This window comes from Vibrio sp. SCSIO 43097 (assembly GCF_023650755.1).
GTDB lineage: Bacteria > Pseudomonadota > Gammaproteobacteria > Enterobacterales > Vibrionaceae > Vibrio > Vibrio alginolyticus.
Window position 1 is genome coordinate 2,028,253 of sequence record NZ_CP071840.1, and the last position, 17,793, is coordinate 2,046,045.

Sequence of the window (17,793 nt, forward strand, 5' to 3'; positions counted from 1 at the left end):
TTGGCAACGTAGCTCAAAAAGTAAAAGAGGGATAGAAAGCCTATTGCCCCCTATTTCTATCTGCTTCATTCATTTGGTCCTACAAAACATCAAAAGTAATGTTTCGTGACTCTTCATACAGTTCGAAAGGCTCATCGGTCAGAATCGTGTCATGGATACCCCTTTATTGATTCACCTCAGTTTTATTCAAAAGTAACTGTGCCATAAGTGGTGCTCTGTTCCCTATCGAGCCGAGCCACAAGGCTTCACGCTCGATCAGAAAAAGAGACATCTAATGACACACATCAATCAAGAACGCTTAGTTGAACACTTTTGCCAACTAGTACGTATCGACAGCGAATCAAAAAACGAAAAACAAATTGCAGAAACACTGGCAGAACAGCTAGGCGAGCTAGGCTTTACCGTGCACAAGCTTCCAGTGCCTGAGCACATTTCTAACGGTTTTAACGTGTACGCCCGTTTAGACGGCAAAAAAGACGGCTCTATCCTAATGAGCTGTCATATGGATACGGTCACTCCAGGTATTGGCATTGAGCCACTCATCGAAGACGGCATTATCCGTTCAAAAGGCCATACGATTCTCGGTGGCGATGATAAATCTGGTATTGCTGCCATCATGGAAGCCGTTCGTTGTATTCAAGCGGAAAACCGTGAGCACAAAACGTTAGAACTTGCTTTCACCGTGTATGAAGAAGGCGGTTTATTCGGTTCACAATACTTCGATATGTCACACGTCACTTCAACGGAAGCAATCGTGTTAGATACGGGTGGCCCTATTGGCACCATTGTGACCGCAGCCCCAGGCCAGCAAAAGATCATGGCAAAAATCAAAGGTCGACCAGCACACGCAGGGCTTGCGCCAGAAGAAGGCATCAGTGCGATCATGGTGGCGGCAGATGCCATCAACCAAATGAAGCTGCTTCGCATCGACGAAGAAACGACAGCCAACATCGGTATGGTTAACGGCGGTCAGGCCACAAACATTGTTATGCCTGAATTAAAAATCGTGGCAGAAGCACGCTCCCTGAATGGCGATAAACTAGATGCTCAGGTCAATCATATGATCTCAACATTAGAGTCTGTCTGTGAAAAACACGGTGCAGAAGTCGAAATTGAATCTAGCCGAGCCTACGACGCTTTTGTTATTGAAGAAAACCACCCACACGTAAACGCTATAAAAGCAGCGTTTTCAGAGTTAGGAATTGACGCCTTCACAAAAGGCACTGGCGGCGGTAGCGATGCCAACAACTTTAACAAGAAAGGTCTCACAACGGTCAACCTTTCAACTGGCATGGCAAAAGTACACACGACAGAAGAGTTTATCGCGGTAAGTGATATGGTCAAAATCACTGAGTTCGTGAAACATTTCCTAGTCAGTTAACGTCATGCCTTTTGAAGAGCAGACTGACTATCTTCCCCTTCTAGCCTGTGCTTGAAGGGGATTTTAATTTGTATCGAAGCAAAATTACTTCCCGTCATGCCAACTTGATATCAGATCTTCAAAGAAATTCCCCTAGCTCACTTTTTGAGACTAGACAGCTCAACACCTGACACCCTGTTACAGTAATGTTAAAACTCGATTGTGTAGACAATTTATACAATATACATTTTTGGCATCTTTCAGGATGAAAAGAGTGAGACAAGGATGAAATTAACTAAGTTGCTTTTATTAGCGTCGATGATGAGTCCAATACTGGCAACATCAAGCTATGCCGTGCCGTATCCCTCGGGTGTGACCCTCGATGAGACACAAGAAATTACGCTAAACAATGGGGCTGAAGTTACTTCTATTGACCCAGCCAAGCAAGCTGCAGAGCCCGCTTTTAATCTCGGTCGAGACCTGTTTGAAGGTCTGGTCATTCAAGATAAGCAAGGTAAAACCATTCCTGGTGTTGCTGAGTCTTGGTCAGTCAATGACAACAATACGGTTTATACCTTCCACTTACGTGATGCAAAATGGTCAAATGGCGAAACGGTCACTGCACAAGATTTTGTCTACAGCTGGCAACGCTTACTGAATCCAAGCACTGCTTCACCCTACGCTTGGTTTGCGGCCATTCCAAATATCGAAAACTCGCAAGCGATTATGAAGGGCGAAGCCGAACCCGAGTCCTTGGGCGTGAAGGCGCTGGATGAAAAAACATTCCAGGTAACACTCGAAGAGCCTATTCCCTTCTTTACGAAACTATTAAGTCATCCAGTGCTTGCCCCCGTTCACAAAGCGACCGTTGAAAAACATGGCAACCGTTGGACCCAGCCTGAGCATATCGTTACAAATGGTGCGTTTACTGTCTCTGAATGGAAAGTTAACGAAAAACTGGTGATGGTTAAAAACCCACATTACTGGGACGCAAGCAATGTAGTGCTGGAAAAAGTCACCTGGCTACCAATTGGTGATGCAAACGTAGTGCTAAACCGCTACCTAGCCGGTGAGATAGACCAAGCGGTTTCCATTCCTGCCGCTCAGAAGAAAAAGTTAATTCAACAACGCCCACAAGAAGTGGCAAGCACCAGTGCGTCTCTTGGCTCCACATTCTATTACCTCAACACTCAACAAGGACCAACAAAAGACGTGCGGGTCCGTAAAGCCCTCTCATATGCCATTGACCGTCAACTGTTAACGAGTGCTATCTTGAGAAACGGTGGGGTTCCAATGTATACCCTTGTGCCACCTCAAACAGATGGTTTTAAATCTCACACTCCTGAGTTCGCAACTTGGAACCGTCATAAACGTATCGAAAAAGCGCAGCAATTACTGTCAGAAGCTGGATACGATAAAAGCAATCCGCTTAAGTTGACGTTTACCGTACCAACTTTCTCGATGGACGTAAAAATGGCAACGACCATGGCAGGTATGTGGAAAAGCCGTTTGGGTGCGCAAGTCACAATAAAACAGCTAGAACCGAAAGTGTTCTACGCACTTAAAGAGCCGACCGACATTACTCGCGGCGGCTGGACGGCCGACTACAATGAAGCCTCTACATGGTTGGATATCTTCGTTTCTAGTGGCGAGTACAACGATTCTCGTTATAACAACCCGCAATACGACGAGTTAATGGCTCGCTCAAAGACCATGAGCAACCCATCAGAACTGTATCTACAAGCAGAAAGCATGCTGATTGAAGACATGGCCATTATTCCTATTTATCGTCCGGGTAACGATCAATACCTCATCAAGCCTTACGTGGGCGGCTACGAACTGACAAACCCTGAGTCGTCGTACTACCGCAAGAATGTCTATGTAAAAGCCCACTAAAAGCATGTTTTCGGTCTGAGTCGGCAAGTTCAATGTTTACTTGCCGTTCCTCATATCTCTCGGTGGAGAAGGCAACCTGAGCTCAGACCATTTTTTATTCATAACCGTTCGAAGTGATTTCGGATGACCAAAGGATGATGGATCATGATTTGGTACATTGTTAAGCGATTAGCTATCGCTATCCCCACGCTTCTATTCATCGCACTCATATCATTTTGGCTGATGCACATTGCACCAGGGGGGCCATTTGATATGGAACGGCCTATGCCAGAGGTGGTACGTGCGAATATCGAAGCAAAATTCCATTTGGACCAGCCCTTCGTTACTCAGTTTTGGATTTACATTGGTAATTTCATACAAGGAGATCTCGGTCCGAGCTTCGTTTATCAAGACTTCAGTGTTACACAGCTCGTCGCACAATCATGGCCAGTTTCAGCAGTATTAGGCGTACTCTCCTTTTGTATTTCCGTTCCACTTGGCATGTTGCTTGGCACTATTGCGGCATTGAACCGAAATAGCCGCCTAGATTACGGCCTGATGACACTTTCGATGACTGGAGTTGTAGTTCCGGCTTTCGTGCTTGCTCCAGTTTTAGTCATGATCTTCGCTATTCAGCTCGGCTGGTTCCCTGCTGGTGGTTGGGAAGGAGGAAAGCTGGCTTTTCTTGTTCTTCCCGTGCTCAGCCTAGCGATTGGCTCCATTGCGAGTATTGCACGCGTCATGCGTGGCGCAATGATTGAAACACTCAACCAACCATACATTCGAACGGCAAAGGCCAAAGGTTTGTCCACAACCTACATTTTATTCCATCACGCTTTGCGACCATCCCTGATTCCCGTCGTTGCGATGCTCGGCCCTGCGTTTGTGTCTGTCGTGACAGGCTCGGTAATTATCGACATTTTCTTTGGTACAGGTGGCATGGGACAACACTTTGTGTCTGGGGCTCTCAACCGCGACTACGGCCTAGTAATGGGCATTACTCTGATTGTCGCTTCACTCACTATCTTCTTTAACCTTGTGGTCGACTTGCTATATACGATTATCGACCCTCGTATACGCGTTTAGGAGTCCGGTATGTTAACGATCAAAAAACTGGATACACAAGCTCTTCAAGATCAAGTCGTCGACAATATTGAAGCCGTCGAAGGTCGCAGTCTTTGGCAGGATGCATGGACTCGATTTCATAAAAACAGAGCCGCGATGACATCAGTGTATGTTTTGGCTTTCATTACCTTATGCATCACTTTCGGCCCCTCTCTTGCCGCTTTTGGCCATGATGAAATTGACTGGGAAGTGCTCATCGATCCATACGAGCTAGGGAAACCTTCACTGAGCAGTGGCCATTACTTTGGTACCGATGATCTCGGGCAAGATGTTTTCGCTCGCACGATGCAAGGTGGCAGGCTCTCTATTTTGGTAGGTTTTGTTGGCGCCTTAGTCGCCGTTGTTATTGGTACGATTTGGGGAAGTATTTCCGGCTATCTTGGCGGCGTTGTCGATAGCGTAATGATGCGCATTATTGAGGTGCTCGATTCGGTGCCATTTATGTTTATGGTTATCCTGTTTGTTACCCTTTTTGGCAACAACATCTACCTGATTTTTATCGTGATCGGAATGGTATCTTGGCTGGGCATTGCCCGTGTTGTACGTGGTGTCACCTTCGGTCTAAAAAAGCGAGAGTTCATCGAAGCCGCACACTCTATTGGGGTTTCTAAATTGACAATTGTCCGACGCCATGTTCTGCCTAATGTGCTTGGGATCGTGATGGTTTATTCCTCCTTAATGGTACCAGGATTCATTATGTTCGAATCGTTTTTGAGCTTCTTAGGGCTTGGTGTTCAACCACCCGACACGAGCTGGGGAATCCTAATTTCCGAAGGCGCAAAAACGATTGACGTTGCATTGTGGATGCTGCTTTTTCCCTCTCTGTTTTTGGTTGCCACCCTCTTTTGTTTTAACTTCATCGGCGATGGCTTGCGTGATGCTCTTGACCCGAAAGACCGATAAGGACAAACCCATGCTATCTATTGAAAACATGAACGTTCGCTTCGATACGCCAGATGGGCAAGTGCAAGCGGTCAGTAATCTCTCCTACTCGATTAAAGCGGGCGAAACTCTTGGGATTGTTGGGGAATCAGGTTCGGGAAAAAGCCAGTCTGTTTTCGCATTAATGGGGTTAACCGCGGATAACGGCGCCGTGTCTGGAAGCGCAATGTTCCACGGTGATGATTTACTCGCGATGTCGAAAAAGCAGCTCAACCGCATCCGTGCAGAGAGAATCGGAATGATCTTTCAAGATCCGATGACGTCACTTAATCCATTCATGAAAATTGGCAAGCAGCTTTGTGAAGTTCTCATGATTCATAAAGGAATGAGCCGAAAACAAGCAAAAATGGAGTCGATTCACATGTTGGATGCGGTGCGTATTCCCTCTCCCGAAACTCGGATGAATCAATACCCTCACGAATTATCTGGCGGAATGCGTCAGCGAATCATGATAGCGATGGCGTTGTTGTGTAAGCCCGAGTTGTTAATTGCAGACGAACCAACCACCGCATTAGATGTAACCGTTCAGGCTCAAATTTTGACGCTATTACGAGACTTACAACAAGAGTTCAATACGGCCATTTTACTGATCACTCACGATATGGGCGTCGTCGCCGAGATGTGTGATCGCGTATTGGTCATGTATGGTGGTCAAAAAATGGAGCAATCCGATACGGAGACATTGTTCGCTCAACCTGCGCACCCCTACACTCAAGGCTTGCTAAAGGCAATTCCTTCTATCACTGAAGATATGCCACGTTTACCAACCATCCCAGGTAACCCACCAAGTGCGTTGATTAACCATCAAGGGTGTCCGTTTAGAGAGCGGTGCGAGCATCGAGAGACGCGTTGCCAATACGAAACCCCACGGTTTTCTCCATTAAACACGAGCCAGTCCATTGCCTGTCACGTTAACGCACCCAGTGTTATCACTCCTATTCAAATAAAAGCTTAAGGAGGCGTTATGAATAAAAAAGAAGTCCTCATGTCTGCTCGTGATTTAAACGTCCACTTTCCTGTTTCACGTCATCTTATTCCAAGTCGACGTAAAATCGTGAAAGCGGTCAATGGTATCGACTTAGATGTTTACCGAGGTGAGACACTTGGCATTGTGGGGGAATCAGGCTGCGGAAAATCAACACTTGCACGCGCCTTACTTCGCTTAATTGAACCTACACATGGCGAGTTGACTTGGAAAGGTCAAGACATGCTCGGGTTTAGTAAAAAAGAGCTTTCCTCTCGACGCAGAGAATTTCAGATGGTGTTTCAAGACCCATCCGCTTGTTTGAATCCGAGATTAACCATCTCAGAATGCATCGCCGAACCACTGCTCACCCACGAGCCAAAGCTTAAACAGGCAGAGGTAGAAAAGCGTGTCATCGCTATGATGGATAAAGTGGGTCTCTTGGCGAGCCAGCGAAACCGCTATCCACATGAATTTTCCGGAGGTCAATGCCAGCGTGTGGGCATTGCCAGAGCATTAATTCTCAATCCAGATTTGGTCGTGTGTGATGAACCCGTTAGTGCGCTAGATGTCTCCATACAAGCTCAGGTCATCAATCTTCTAGATGATCTTAAACAAGAAATGGGGTTAACACTGGTGATGATTGCGCATGACTTAAGCGTGGTGCGCCATATCAGCGACCGCGTTATGGTGATGTATCTTGGTAAACCTATGGAAGTAGGACGTTACGATAAAGTATTTGATGATGCACAGCACCCCTACACCAAAGCACTGTTATCTGCTGTCCCGATAGCTAATCCGCAATTAGCACGTGACCGTGAAATACAACTATTGCCCGGCGATCTTCCTTCTCCACTTAACCCACCTAGCGGTTGTGTTTTTCGTACTCGATGCCCAGAAGCCACAGAAGTATGCGGGCAACAGAACCCAATAAAAACAGGCTCGGAGCAGCATCATATCTATTGCTCAAATATGACTTTAGGAACCATTTAATGAACAATACTAACTCAGTAAACCAACGCCTTACGTTATTGCGTGAGGCAATGTCCTTTCACAACGTGTCTGCATATATCGTGACCAACAATGACCCACATAACAGTGAATACTCAGCGGATCATTGGTTAGCGCGAAGCTGGATTTCAGGTTTTACCGGTTCTGCAGGCGATGTCGTCATTACCCAACAAGGTGGTGGCCTGTGGACTGATGGTCGTTACTATATTCAAGCTGAAGAACAGTTACACGGCACAGGGTTGGAACTGTTTAAAGCCAAACAACCAGAAACGCCGACAATTGCCAAATGGCTAGCTACCACGCTCCCAGAAAACAGTATTGTCGCGGTTGACGGGCGCGCCATCAGTTACGCTTTTTATCAAGGCCTCAAACATGCCTTTGAAGCGAAAAGTATTAAGATCATTCTCGACCTGGATTTACTCGCACCGATTTGGCTTGAAAGACCACTTCGCCCAAGTACACCCGTATTCGAGCATCCCACCGCTTTTGCTGGCGTTGACACAGAAAATAAGTTAGCAAGAATCCGTTCTTGGTTATCCGAGAACCAAGTAGATAGCTTATTAGTGTCAACGCTAGATGATGTCATGTGGACAATGAATATTCGAGGTGGTGATACTAATTACTGCCCAGTTTCTGAAGCCTATCTAATCGTAGAGCAATCACTTGCGACACTGTTTATTGATAAAGCCAAACTGCCTCAAGAAGTTGAAAGAGCACTGACCGAGCAGAGTGTACACATTCGCCATTACAGCTACGTAAGTCAGTATTTGAATCAGCAATGTGAGGGATTATCGCTCGCTTTTAGCCCTACCCACACAGACAGCTTATTGGTGAGTTCGATTGAACGGAATGTGAATCTAAAACCAATGGCTTGCCCTGTAACGGCAATGAAGGCCATAAAAAATGAGACCGAACTAACCAGCCTAGAGCAGGCATTAACAGATGATGGTGTGGCAATCGTAAGGTTTATGAACTGGCTAGAAGAGCAAGTTCCAAGCGGATTCGTTACAGAATTGTCTGCTGAGGCACAACTGAACCACTATCGCCGTCAAACCCGACATTATGTGAGTGACAGTTTCCGCACTATCGCAGGCTTCGCAGCTCACGGGGCAAAAATGCATTATGCCGCCGATGAAGAGAGTAATGCGGCGGTCAATGAAAGCAACTTCTTTCTTGTCGATTCTGGTGGCCAATACCTTGGCGGGACAACAGACATCACCCGTACTTTCCACTTCGGGTCACCGACCATTAAGCAGCGCAAAGATTATACCTTGGTGCTCAAAGCGGTCATCCGACTGACTCAGACTCGATTCATGAAAGGCTCTACGGGTGCCAATCTTGATATCATGGCGCGTGGCGTCTTATGGCAACATGGTATTGATTACAAGTGCGGCACTGGACACGGCGTGGGCATTTGCTTGAATGTTCACGAAGGCCCACAAAATTTCTCGCAAAGCCACCACGAGGTTGAACTAAAACCGGGTATGGTCATTACTAATGAGCCAGGCGTTTATCGCGAAGGTGAGTACGGGGTAAGAATAGAGAACATTCTTAAAGTTGTAGAGGTAGAACAAAATGAGTTCGGCACGTTTTACGGTTTTGAGACCATCACTCTTGCTCCAATTGCGACCAACGCCCTTGACTTATCAATGCTAGATCAAGCAGAGCTAGACTGGCTCAATCATTACCATTCACGAGTCTATCAAGCGCTTAGCCCTTTTCTTGATGCGCAAGATAAAAACTGGCTTCAACGCACAACCCAACTTATTGAGAAATAGGATATCAGCAAGTTTTATAACGTTTTCATTTTCATCTCAAACTCCTTGTTTGCCAGCCTTCGGGCTGGTTTTTTTATAGAGATAACGGCGTAAAAAACAAAAACGCCCCGCAATGTTAGCGAGGCGATCAATTAAATTAAAATGATGCAGTTAAAATGCCCTACTGACGACACTTCTGAGCATCAAAATCAACGACGATGGCGGCATTCTCAAAGTCACCAGAGACTTTAACGTAGCCCCAGTAGTTACTCTGATTTGACAACGTAATACACTCTCCATTACCAATATTATCTGACCACCCGTGACGATTAGTATCATCCGGCCAACCGGAGTTACTGTATTCAAGCTTTAGGTTGCCCGTACCGTTCCCCGTCGTTATCGCCAGATTTGAGCTCTCATTCACCGCTGGCACACTCAGCCAAATGGTTTGTTGATTTGCCAAGCAAACGGGCTCTCCTGCTGTTAGGCGCCCACCGCTTACTTTACTTTGCACCGCGCAGTCTTGTGGCAATGTGTCATTACCGCCCAACGTTGAGATAACAACACTATGAGTGGCGGTTGCCGTCAAGCCTTCACTGTCTGTCACACTTAGACTGACCGAATACTCCCCTTCACTCCCATATTGGTGCGTCGGCTTGGTTTGTGTACTTGTCGAGCCATCACCGAAGTCCCATAAGACGCTGACGATCTTCCCGTTTGGGTCTGTACTGTTTTCACTGCTAAATGTAATGCTTTCACCGACTTTCCCCTTGTTGTTTGCGGTTATGACTGCATTAGGTGCACCATTTGAGACAAGGGCTTGCTGCCACTGCTCAAACTCACTTTGATACAAATTCGCCCATTGGGTGATCGTTGCTTTGTAATTGCTCCAATTCCCTTGGCGTGTTTCCACCAGCATTTGGTTTACGTCATCTTTATGATTTTCAAACATAAAACGTACAGCTAAGTACCCCCAACGATAAATTCGATCGACATCAAACCCATCATAAGTAGTCTCGAAAATCTCACTTAAGGTATATGTCGAGCCGTCTAAAATCGTCTCAAGTGCTGCTTGGTTGTCATTTTCTTGAGCGACATACTCTGCAATGCCTTCACTCCACCACACTATTTTTTCAGTTGGATGACTAAACCCTCCATAGAGATCAAATCGACCATCTAAGTAATGCACGTATTCGTGCTCTAGGTTCCAGACAAAGTGATCCGCGTTCGCATAAGAGGCTTCATAAGCAATAAAGTTGGGAATATTCCCCGGCTGGGAAGGGTCGCCCTCCAAGTACATACCGCCATTGTCAGTACTAATATCGAAAATTGGCCCTGCGTACTTACCATAATCAGTGCTTGAATCGAAGATATTGACTTGGAGCTGAGTGTTGTGGTCATCTTTTACTGGCTGTTCACCCGTTTCTAAAGACTGATGAAAGTAACCCTCTTCGTAACCCATTTTAGAACATGCGGCCGCGTGTTGCTCTTGCGTCATATTCTGGGACAATATTCGAATTGTCGGACTACAGGTATAAGTTTGCGATAGCACCAAGCCTTTTAGCTCAGTTTCGAAATTACAAATTCCGAACTCACTACAATCTGCGTAATATGAGGCGGTGTCCGCCGCCGCAAGCCAAACCGCGTCACCCCGACCATACATTTCATACTGTTCAAAGATTCGACTCAGCTGACTCTTCACAACAGAACTCGCGTTACCCGTATACTTGGTCAGACGCCCGAGCTCTCGCCCCGCATTCGCGGCCATAAACTCATCTTCAGCACCGATTGATGACGCCCTCAGAGCAAAATCGCCTAAAGCTTTGGCAAGGTCTGTTTGGTTACCAATTACTTGCACAAATTGCTCGTTCCACTGCCCACCAAACAAAATAGTGAAAACACCATTAACCGCATTGCGCATATACCAGTGCTGGGCGTATTGATCATTCCAACGTGTAAGCCACTGGGTCACTTGCGGTAAGTACGCGTGCTGCAAGCCCGCACTATCCATAGTGATGATGACTTCACTAAGCACTTTGCCGTGACGGTCGCTGTTCTCATAGAAGTTTGCGTTATTAACAAACGCATCCACGGATTCTTTCACCGCTGGGGTGACCCATTCAATAAATGAGATGTTGTCATTGTAAAACTCGGCGTAATAACCCGCGCGTAAGTATAAGAACAACGTTTCTAGTTCATCGCTCCCGCCACCCATATAACCCTTCGCCAAGGTCGTAGTGTGCTTAGCGATGTTGTACATATGATCGGAGCTAAATACCGACTCCTGAACCCGACTTTCAGCAGAGAATAACTGGTTCACGCACGTCGCGCCCTGACTTAAAATTTCGCTGATCAATTGGTTACTGCTTTCGGTAACCAATGCTTCCAAATCACAAGCATTGCTCGACTCATCAAGGCTTTCAAGTGACTGTACTCGAGTTGCCTTGGAGGGCTGAATAGGGAGAGTTGCGGTTGGTTGGTATTCAACTCGATTGGATTCAACACCGTGTGTATGAGCCGAATGTGCATGTTGCTCTGTAACTTGAGAAACTGGCTCGCTTAACGCAAATACGCCAGTGCTGGTTAATGTTGTCGCAATCGCGACACTCAAAATCTTCAGTTCCATCTAATTTCTTCTATATTGAGTTTTCCTTAAATGCATTACGTCTTTTGCATCGCCACTGCCCTTATTACTGCAAGAGCATCTCCATATAATCTACTCGCAAGACAAGATGAAACATTTTGTTAACAACTAAACGTAGCGGTGTCAGTTTTTGGTACTCGAGTTGCCGTTGCACGAGCTTGCCAGAAATCGATTTGCTTTAGTAATATTGATCAACTAGTTGTTTATCTTTCCATTCAAATATCTTTTATTGCTCCTCACAAAAGCGATAAAATGGTTTCTTTTCTTTTTGCTAAACAACTCCTATGACCGACGCTGATATTGAGCTACAACATCTTTGGTTAGAAGTCCAAGCCGAACGCTGGCAAAACCTGCCACGCTTTTTATTCAGTTACTACTGCTACAAGCACAACCTTGTCAGTAAAACCAACAAAGTTTGTTGGGAGACGGCACGTGCAAACCTGCCCGCTTCAACATCAATAAAAGAGCGAAAAAAGGCGGTGGTTGAACCGTTAGTCTCTGAGGAAACCGTCGTTGGGTTATTGAAATCCATCAGCAAAGATGGGGAAATGACGTTTAACGTGATGGTAACCACACTTAATGCGTTTTTGCACTATGTTGTGATTAGCAAGGAAGAGAAAGCCCGACTTAAACCAAACATGCCAGCTAGTTGGTATCAGCGATCAAACAAGTCGCCTTTGGCACGTTTCGAGCAGGCTGGCATTAATCTACAGGAGTGACATGTCAGTCATCGCTGATGATAAACACAAAAGACAAGCGCCTACAATGAGGCGCATTTGGTCAAAAATTGAGGAGCACCTAAACAAAAGTGCGTAGCGAGCAACAAAGAAAAAGTTTGGTTATTCTTGAATGCCTCGAATGCGTACATTACGCCTACGTAGAACTTCTAAAGTCACGAGCAAACACACCGACATAAAAATCAGCAACGTAGCGACCGCCAATATAGTCGGACTGATTTGCTCTCGAATTCCTGACCACATCTGCCTAGGAACGGTTTTTTGTTCTGCCCCAGTCAGGAATAACGCCACCACAACCTCGTCGAACGAAGTGCCAAAAGCAAACAAGCCGCCAGAAATCATCCCCGGACGAATCAGAGGAAAGGTAATGTGTCTGAAAGTATAAACAGGGTTTGCTCCTAAGCTAGCCGCCGCTTTTACCAAGCTATGGTCAAAGCCGCTTAACGTCGCAGTAACGGTAATGACGACAAAAGGCGTACCTAACGCAGCGTGTGCCAAAATGACGCCTAAATAAGTTTGTGATAAGCCAAGGCGTGTGTAGAAAAAGTACATCGCAGCAGCAGAGATAATGACTGGTACGATCATGGGCGAGATCAACAGCGCCATAATCGTATTGCGAAAAGGCAAGTTACTACTTGCTAAACCCAACGCCGCCAGAGTTCCCAGCCCTGTTGCAACGAGTGTCGCCATAAAAGCAATGAACGTGCTATTTTTCAGCGCCAACAGCCACTGATCACTAGTAAACATTTCTTGATACCAGCGAGTAGAATACGCTTCCGAATCAAGGTTTAACATCCCCTCGGTAAAAGTAAAGTAAGGCGTTGCATTAAACGATAACGGGATGATGGTCAGAATTGGAGCGATTAAAAAGAACAGCACCAACCCACAAAAAGCTAAGTAACCTGCGTAAGCAACTCGCTCTACTTTTGATGCATAGTTTGGTAATGCCATGGTTATCCTCCTACCTTAAGGTTATTAATACCAACCACACGGTTGAATATATAAAACAGAACCAGTACAACGAACAAAAGCAGTCCACCCAATGCGCCAGCCATCCCCCAGTTCAGTGATGTCTGCATATGATAGGCAATCATATTGGAGATCATCTGTCCGCTTCTTCCACCAACCAAAGCGGGCGTAATGTAGAAGCCAATAGAAAGAATGAAAGTAAGCAAGGCCCCCGCACCTATCCCCGGTAACGTAAGCGGCATATAAACTTTGATGAACGCAATGAAAGGCGTCGCGCCTAGAGAACGAGCGGCACGGAAATAAGTTGGGCTAATTCCTTTCATTACGCTATACAGAGGCAGGATCATAAAAGGCAACAGAATGTGCACCATAGACACCACCGTTCCGAAGGTATTGTGAATCATCTGAATTCGCTCAGAAGTAAAACCCGACCAAATAAGGAGATCATTAATGACCCCTTGGTTTTGCAGCAGAACAATCCAAGACGTGGTTCTGACTAACAATGATGTCCAAAATGGCAGCAGCACAATAATTAAAAGTAAGTTCGCGCGCTTATCAGGTAAATTGGCAAGCAGGTAAGCAACGGGGTACGCCATCACCAAACAAATTAAGGTGATTGAAATAGACATCCAAAAAGTTTTAAAGAAAAGGTCGACGTATATTTGGCGTTTTTCTGGTTGGGGCTCAATGTCTCCAAACTCATTCACTTGCAAGTCTAGCGCTGCAAGATAGTGACTGAATGTTAATGCGCCACTAAGATTCTTAAACGCCGCCCAATATTTAGGATTAGTCCATCGCTTATCCAGCTTAGCCAACTGTGTCACCGAGCTCGGCAGCGACGTCAAACGAGACAACTTTCTGCCGGTTTTCATGAGTAAACTGCGCATACCAGACTCTTCAATATTCATCCGGTTGGCTATTTTCGGCAGCTCTTTGCTTTGATAAAGCGCAAGTACTTCAACAGAGAATGCCTCAATGACTTCTTGATGAGGCTGACCTTGATAATCCCAACTTTCTAAGGCTTGAATAGTTTGTGGTAGTGACAGGGATATTTCTCGGTTATCCACGCTTCGATAAAGCATGTCGAGGATAGGAAAAGCAAACGTAAGCAGAATAAAACACACCAATGGCGTTGTGAGCATAATGGAGCGAAGCTTTTTTCGGCGCTCGGCCTTTTGCAACTGCGCTTTCAAATTGGTTTCTTGCTCATGAACTTGGCGTTCGATTTCCAATACAGAATCTAATGCGGTTAGCTCTCGACTCATGCTGCTACCTCGCTACTTTGAGTTTGTGTCCCATCAAGAGCATGGCAATCGTCACTTTGCCAACCAATACGACAAATTGAGCCAGGCGTTAACTGCAAGTGTTTACGATTATCGTTAGGTACTTTAACGATGAAGTGACCAACGCTCTCTACTTCGACGACCAGACGATAATGATCACCGTGATAAATCAATTCTCGTAGGACGCCCGAGACTTGGTTCTCACAAGACGCTTTCTCTGGTTGAATAACAATCTTTTCTGGTCGAATGGAAAGTGTTGTTCTCTGCCCTTGCTCAGAGACTCTGACAGGTTTCGCAGTAAATAACTCTTTCCCAACGAGCACTTGGCAATACTTTCCGTTCCACTCTTTGACTAAACCTGAGAGTTGGTTGTTTTCTCCGATAAACTGCGCAACAAACGTATTACTCGGAGATTCATAAAGCTCGGTTGGTGTCGCGAGTTGTTGCACTTCGCCGTGATTAAAAACCGCAATACGGTCGGACATAGTGAGAGCTTCGTCTTGATCGTGCGTCACATACAAAATGGTGATACCAAGCTTTTCATGCAAATGTTTAATTTCCATCTGCATTTGCTCACGCAGCTGCTTATCTAACGCGCCTAGTGGTTCATCCATCAAAACGAGTTTAGGCTCAAACACTAATGCTCGCGCTAACGCAACACGCTGTTGTTGACCACCTGATAACTGCTTCGGGTATCGAGTCGCAACATGCTCAAGCTCGACCATTTCTAATACACTCTGAACTTTGCTTTGAATCGTGTCACTGTCGAGTTTTCGCACCTTTAAAGGAAACGCAAGATTCTCAGCAATGGTCATATGTGGAAACAACGCATAGTTTTGAAACACCATACCAATATCGCGCTTGTGCGGCGCGAGATGATTGACAGGAACGCCATCGATATAAATGTCTCCACCGGTCGCAGTTTCAAAGCCTGCTAGCATCATCAAGCAAGTGGTCTTGCCCGATCCTGACGGCCCCAACATAGTAACGAACTCTCCAGGAGCAATATCTAAGTTGAAGTCTTTCACCACCAAATTAGTGCCATCGTAGGTTTTCTTAACGTGTTGAAAGCTGACATAGTCCTTGTTTTCCGTGCTCATGACTTCCCTCTTCTCATTTTTTGAATATTACGAATGAGTAGAGCGTCAGTTAACGCTCTACTAAACAGCACAATTACAGATTGTATTTGGATAGGTCTAAGCGGGTTTCTAACGCATGTTCAACCATTTGAATGACTTGTTGACGCTCTTCACCTTGTAAGAGTTGGCGTGGCGCACGAACTTGTTCAGAGCCACGTCCGCAGACTTGCTCGGCCAATTTTATGCACTGAACCAGCGTAGGAATGGTGTCTAAACGCAATAGGGGTAAGAACCAACGGTAGATCTCTAACGCTTCAGCATAACGACCTTGGCTTGCCAGTTTATAAATCGCAACGGACTCTTCTGGGAATGCGTTGGTTAAACCAGAAATCCAGCCGGTCGCACCTAACATCAATGATTCAAGAGCGATGTCATCAACACCACTGAACACGGTAAAGCGGTCATCAAATTTATTGTAAAGCTCGGTGATACGACGAGTATCAGTGGTCGACTCTTTGATAGCTACAATACTTTCAAACTCAGCCAGTTTCGCCATGATGTCGAGGTTTACATCGACACCATAAGCAACCGGGTTGTTGTAAATCATGATTGGCATTTCTGGCGTTGCTTCCGCTAGCGTGCGGTAATATTCGAACGTTTCGCTCTCAGACGTGCGGTAAACCATGGCAGGCATCACCATACAACCATCGATACCAATTTTGTACGCATCCTGCATGTAATCAACAGCTGCTGTGGTAATAGACTCTGCTGTACCAGCAATCAAAGGCACACGGCCATTTACGACTTCTTTTGCCGCTTGCAAGACCTGGCGTTTCTCCTCCGGGTACAACGCACAGTTCTCACCGACAGTACCCAAGCAGATAATGCCATTCACACCATCTTTAATCTGGTTGTCTATAACGGTTTGCGTTGCGTCTAAGTCAATTGACTGATCTTGACGAAATTGCGTACTGACCGCCGGATAAACACCTTTCCAATCAATTTTCATGAACTACTTTCCTTATATGTATATTGTATGCAATTTAAATGAACGAGCGAAAATGCTCAGACATGGCTATCTATGCCATTTTCTAACAACACCGCCTTTACAGCGGCCAAATCAGCCAAAGCACTGCCAACTGATTTGTATAAAGTAATGACCTCATCGTTTTGACGTCCTGAGATTTGTTGGGCGCAAAGCTGCGGTAATTCCCCTTTAATATCGTCTGACGTGAACACGCCCTCTTGAATTGGAATGAGAAGATCGCCCGCTTCGGCTAATACATTAATACGGCTATCAACATACACCTGTGCTCGTTGCACTGCTTTAGAGTCGCATTCACGCTTATCCAAGTCATGATTACCGACCAAATCAATATGGGTGCCCGGCTGCACGTCTGCGCCATTAAACAAAGGCTCTGCTGATGCGGTAATACAGCTGATGATGTCAACGTGTTTGATAACGTGGTCCACATTTTCTACGACTGAAACACGGAACCGACGCTCATCAGGAAGCGACTGATACTCTGAAGATGACACAATGGCATCTACCGTCGCCTCGGCTTTGTCTGAGTTACGCCCCCAAATATAAACCTGCTTAAGTGGGCGAACCGCAGCGTATGCCCACGCAAAATAAGGCGCAAGATTGCCCGTTCCGAAGATCAACAGACGATCAGCATCGGGACGCGCTAAATAGTCCGCTGCCAACGCAGAAGCTGCGGCGGTGCGCCAAAACGTTAAAACTTTACCGTCCACGAGTGCGAGCGGCTCACCATCGTTTCGTCTGAAAACAAGCAGCTTAGATGCAAGCGTATCTTTGCCTTGCTCAGGGTTATGCGGGAAATACGTAAAGGCTTTCACCGCAATCAACTCCTGGTTCCAAGCTGGAAGTAGCGCAAACGCCTCGTATTCTCCCTCTTCTAAGGGCATGACTCGGCGTTGAGGTATTGTTGCTGGCCGCGAGTACATTTCACGCATCGTTTCAATAAGAGACTCCATTGTTAAACATTGCGCGACTTGCTGTGCTTCGATGACTTTCATTATTTCT

Annotated in this window: 14 protein-coding genes; 8 read left to right on the forward strand and 6 right to left on the reverse strand. The window is 45.9% G+C overall.

Going from position 1 to position 17,793, the window contains the following annotated elements; genetic code table 11:
* Positions 1-274: 274 nt before the first annotated feature.
* The 7 genes from J4N40_RS10015 (at position 275) to J4N40_RS10045 (ending at position 9,055) form a co-directional block, all read left to right on the forward strand.
* Complete coding sequence (locus J4N40_RS10015) at positions 275-1,381, forward strand: M20/M25/M40 family metallo-hydrolase (protein WP_250654228.1); 1,107 nt, start codon at positions 275-277, stop codon at positions 1,379-1,381.
* 264 nt (positions 1,382-1,645) lie between these two features.
* Positions 1,646-3,256 (forward strand): peptide ABC transporter substrate-binding protein, encoded by a 1,611-nt coding sequence (locus J4N40_RS10020; RefSeq protein WP_250654229.1) that lies wholly within the window; start codon positions 1,646-1,648, stop codon positions 3,254-3,256.
* Positions 3,257-3,400: 144 nt separating this feature from the next.
* Positions 3,401-4,321 (forward strand): oligopeptide ABC transporter permease OppB, encoded by a 921-nt coding sequence (gene oppB, locus J4N40_RS10025; RefSeq protein WP_017633965.1) that lies wholly within the window; start codon positions 3,401-3,403, stop codon positions 4,319-4,321.
* A 9-nt stretch (positions 4,322-4,330) separates the two neighbouring features.
* On the forward strand, positions 4,331-5,263 hold the full coding sequence (locus J4N40_RS10030; protein ID WP_250654230.1) for an ABC transporter permease subunit: 933 nt from the start codon (positions 4,331-4,333) through the stop codon (positions 5,261-5,263).
* Between the two features lie 10 nt (positions 5,264-5,273).
* Positions 5,274-6,257 carry an ABC transporter ATP-binding protein gene (locus J4N40_RS10035; protein WP_195723102.1) on the forward strand — a complete coding sequence of 328 codons (984 nt, stop codon included), beginning with the start codon at positions 5,274-5,276 and terminating at the stop codon, positions 6,255-6,257.
* Positions 6,258-6,266: 9 nt separating this feature from the next.
* On the forward strand, positions 6,267-7,259 hold the full coding sequence (locus J4N40_RS10040) for an ABC transporter ATP-binding protein (protein ID WP_064353857.1): 993 nt from the start codon (positions 6,267-6,269) through the stop codon (positions 7,257-7,259).
* A complete protein-coding gene (locus J4N40_RS10045; protein ID WP_154204649.1) occupies positions 7,259-9,055 on the forward strand; it encodes an aminopeptidase P family protein in 1,797 nt (598 codons plus the stop codon). The genes J4N40_RS10040 and J4N40_RS10045 overlap by 1 nt, the downstream gene beginning before the upstream one ends.
* 160 nt (positions 9,056-9,215) lie before the next feature.
* On the opposite strand, the gene J4N40_RS10050 is transcribed toward J4N40_RS10045, so the two are convergent.
* On the reverse strand, positions 9,216-11,660 hold the full coding sequence (locus J4N40_RS10050; RefSeq protein ID WP_154204650.1) for a collagenase: 2,445 nt from the start codon (positions 11,658-11,660) through the stop codon (positions 9,216-9,218).
* Between the two features lie 302 nt (positions 11,661-11,962).
* Between J4N40_RS10050 and J4N40_RS10055 the strand changes: the two genes are divergently transcribed.
* On the forward strand, positions 11,963-12,397 hold the full coding sequence (locus J4N40_RS10055; RefSeq protein ID WP_250654231.1) for a hypothetical protein: 435 nt from the start codon (positions 11,963-11,965) through the stop codon (positions 12,395-12,397).
* A gap of 120 nt (positions 12,398-12,517) precedes the next feature.
* Here the strand turns inward: J4N40_RS10055 and J4N40_RS10060 are convergent, their stop codons facing one another.
* From J4N40_RS10060 to lhpI, 5 genes are all read right to left on the reverse strand, one after another.
* Positions 12,518-13,366 (reverse strand): ABC transporter permease, encoded by an 849-nt coding sequence (locus J4N40_RS10060; protein WP_025766753.1) that lies wholly within the window; start codon positions 13,364-13,366, stop codon positions 12,518-12,520.
* Positions 13,367-13,368: 2 nt separating this feature from the next.
* A complete protein-coding gene (locus J4N40_RS10065; protein WP_053350407.1) occupies positions 13,369-14,649 on the reverse strand; it encodes an ABC transporter permease in 1,281 nt (426 codons plus the stop codon).
* The gene (locus J4N40_RS10070) at positions 14,646-15,767 is read right to left on the reverse strand and encodes an ABC transporter ATP-binding protein (protein ID WP_048626301.1); all 1,122 of its coding nucleotides are present in this window, start codon (positions 15,765-15,767) and stop codon (positions 14,646-14,648) included. The genes J4N40_RS10065 and J4N40_RS10070 overlap by 4 nt, the downstream gene beginning before the upstream one ends.
* Positions 15,768-15,840: 73 nt before the next feature.
* On the reverse strand, positions 15,841-16,755 hold the full coding sequence (locus J4N40_RS10075) for a dihydrodipicolinate synthase family protein (protein WP_005377851.1): 915 nt from the start codon (positions 16,753-16,755) through the stop codon (positions 15,841-15,843).
* Positions 16,756-16,811: 56 nt separating this feature from the next.
* On the reverse strand, positions 16,812-17,786 hold the full coding sequence (lhpI, locus tag J4N40_RS10080) for a bifunctional Delta(1)-pyrroline-2-carboxylate/Delta(1)-piperideine-2-carboxylate reductase (protein ID WP_115385904.1): 975 nt from the start codon (positions 17,784-17,786) through the stop codon (positions 16,812-16,814).
* Positions 17,787-17,793: the final 7 nt, after the last annotated feature.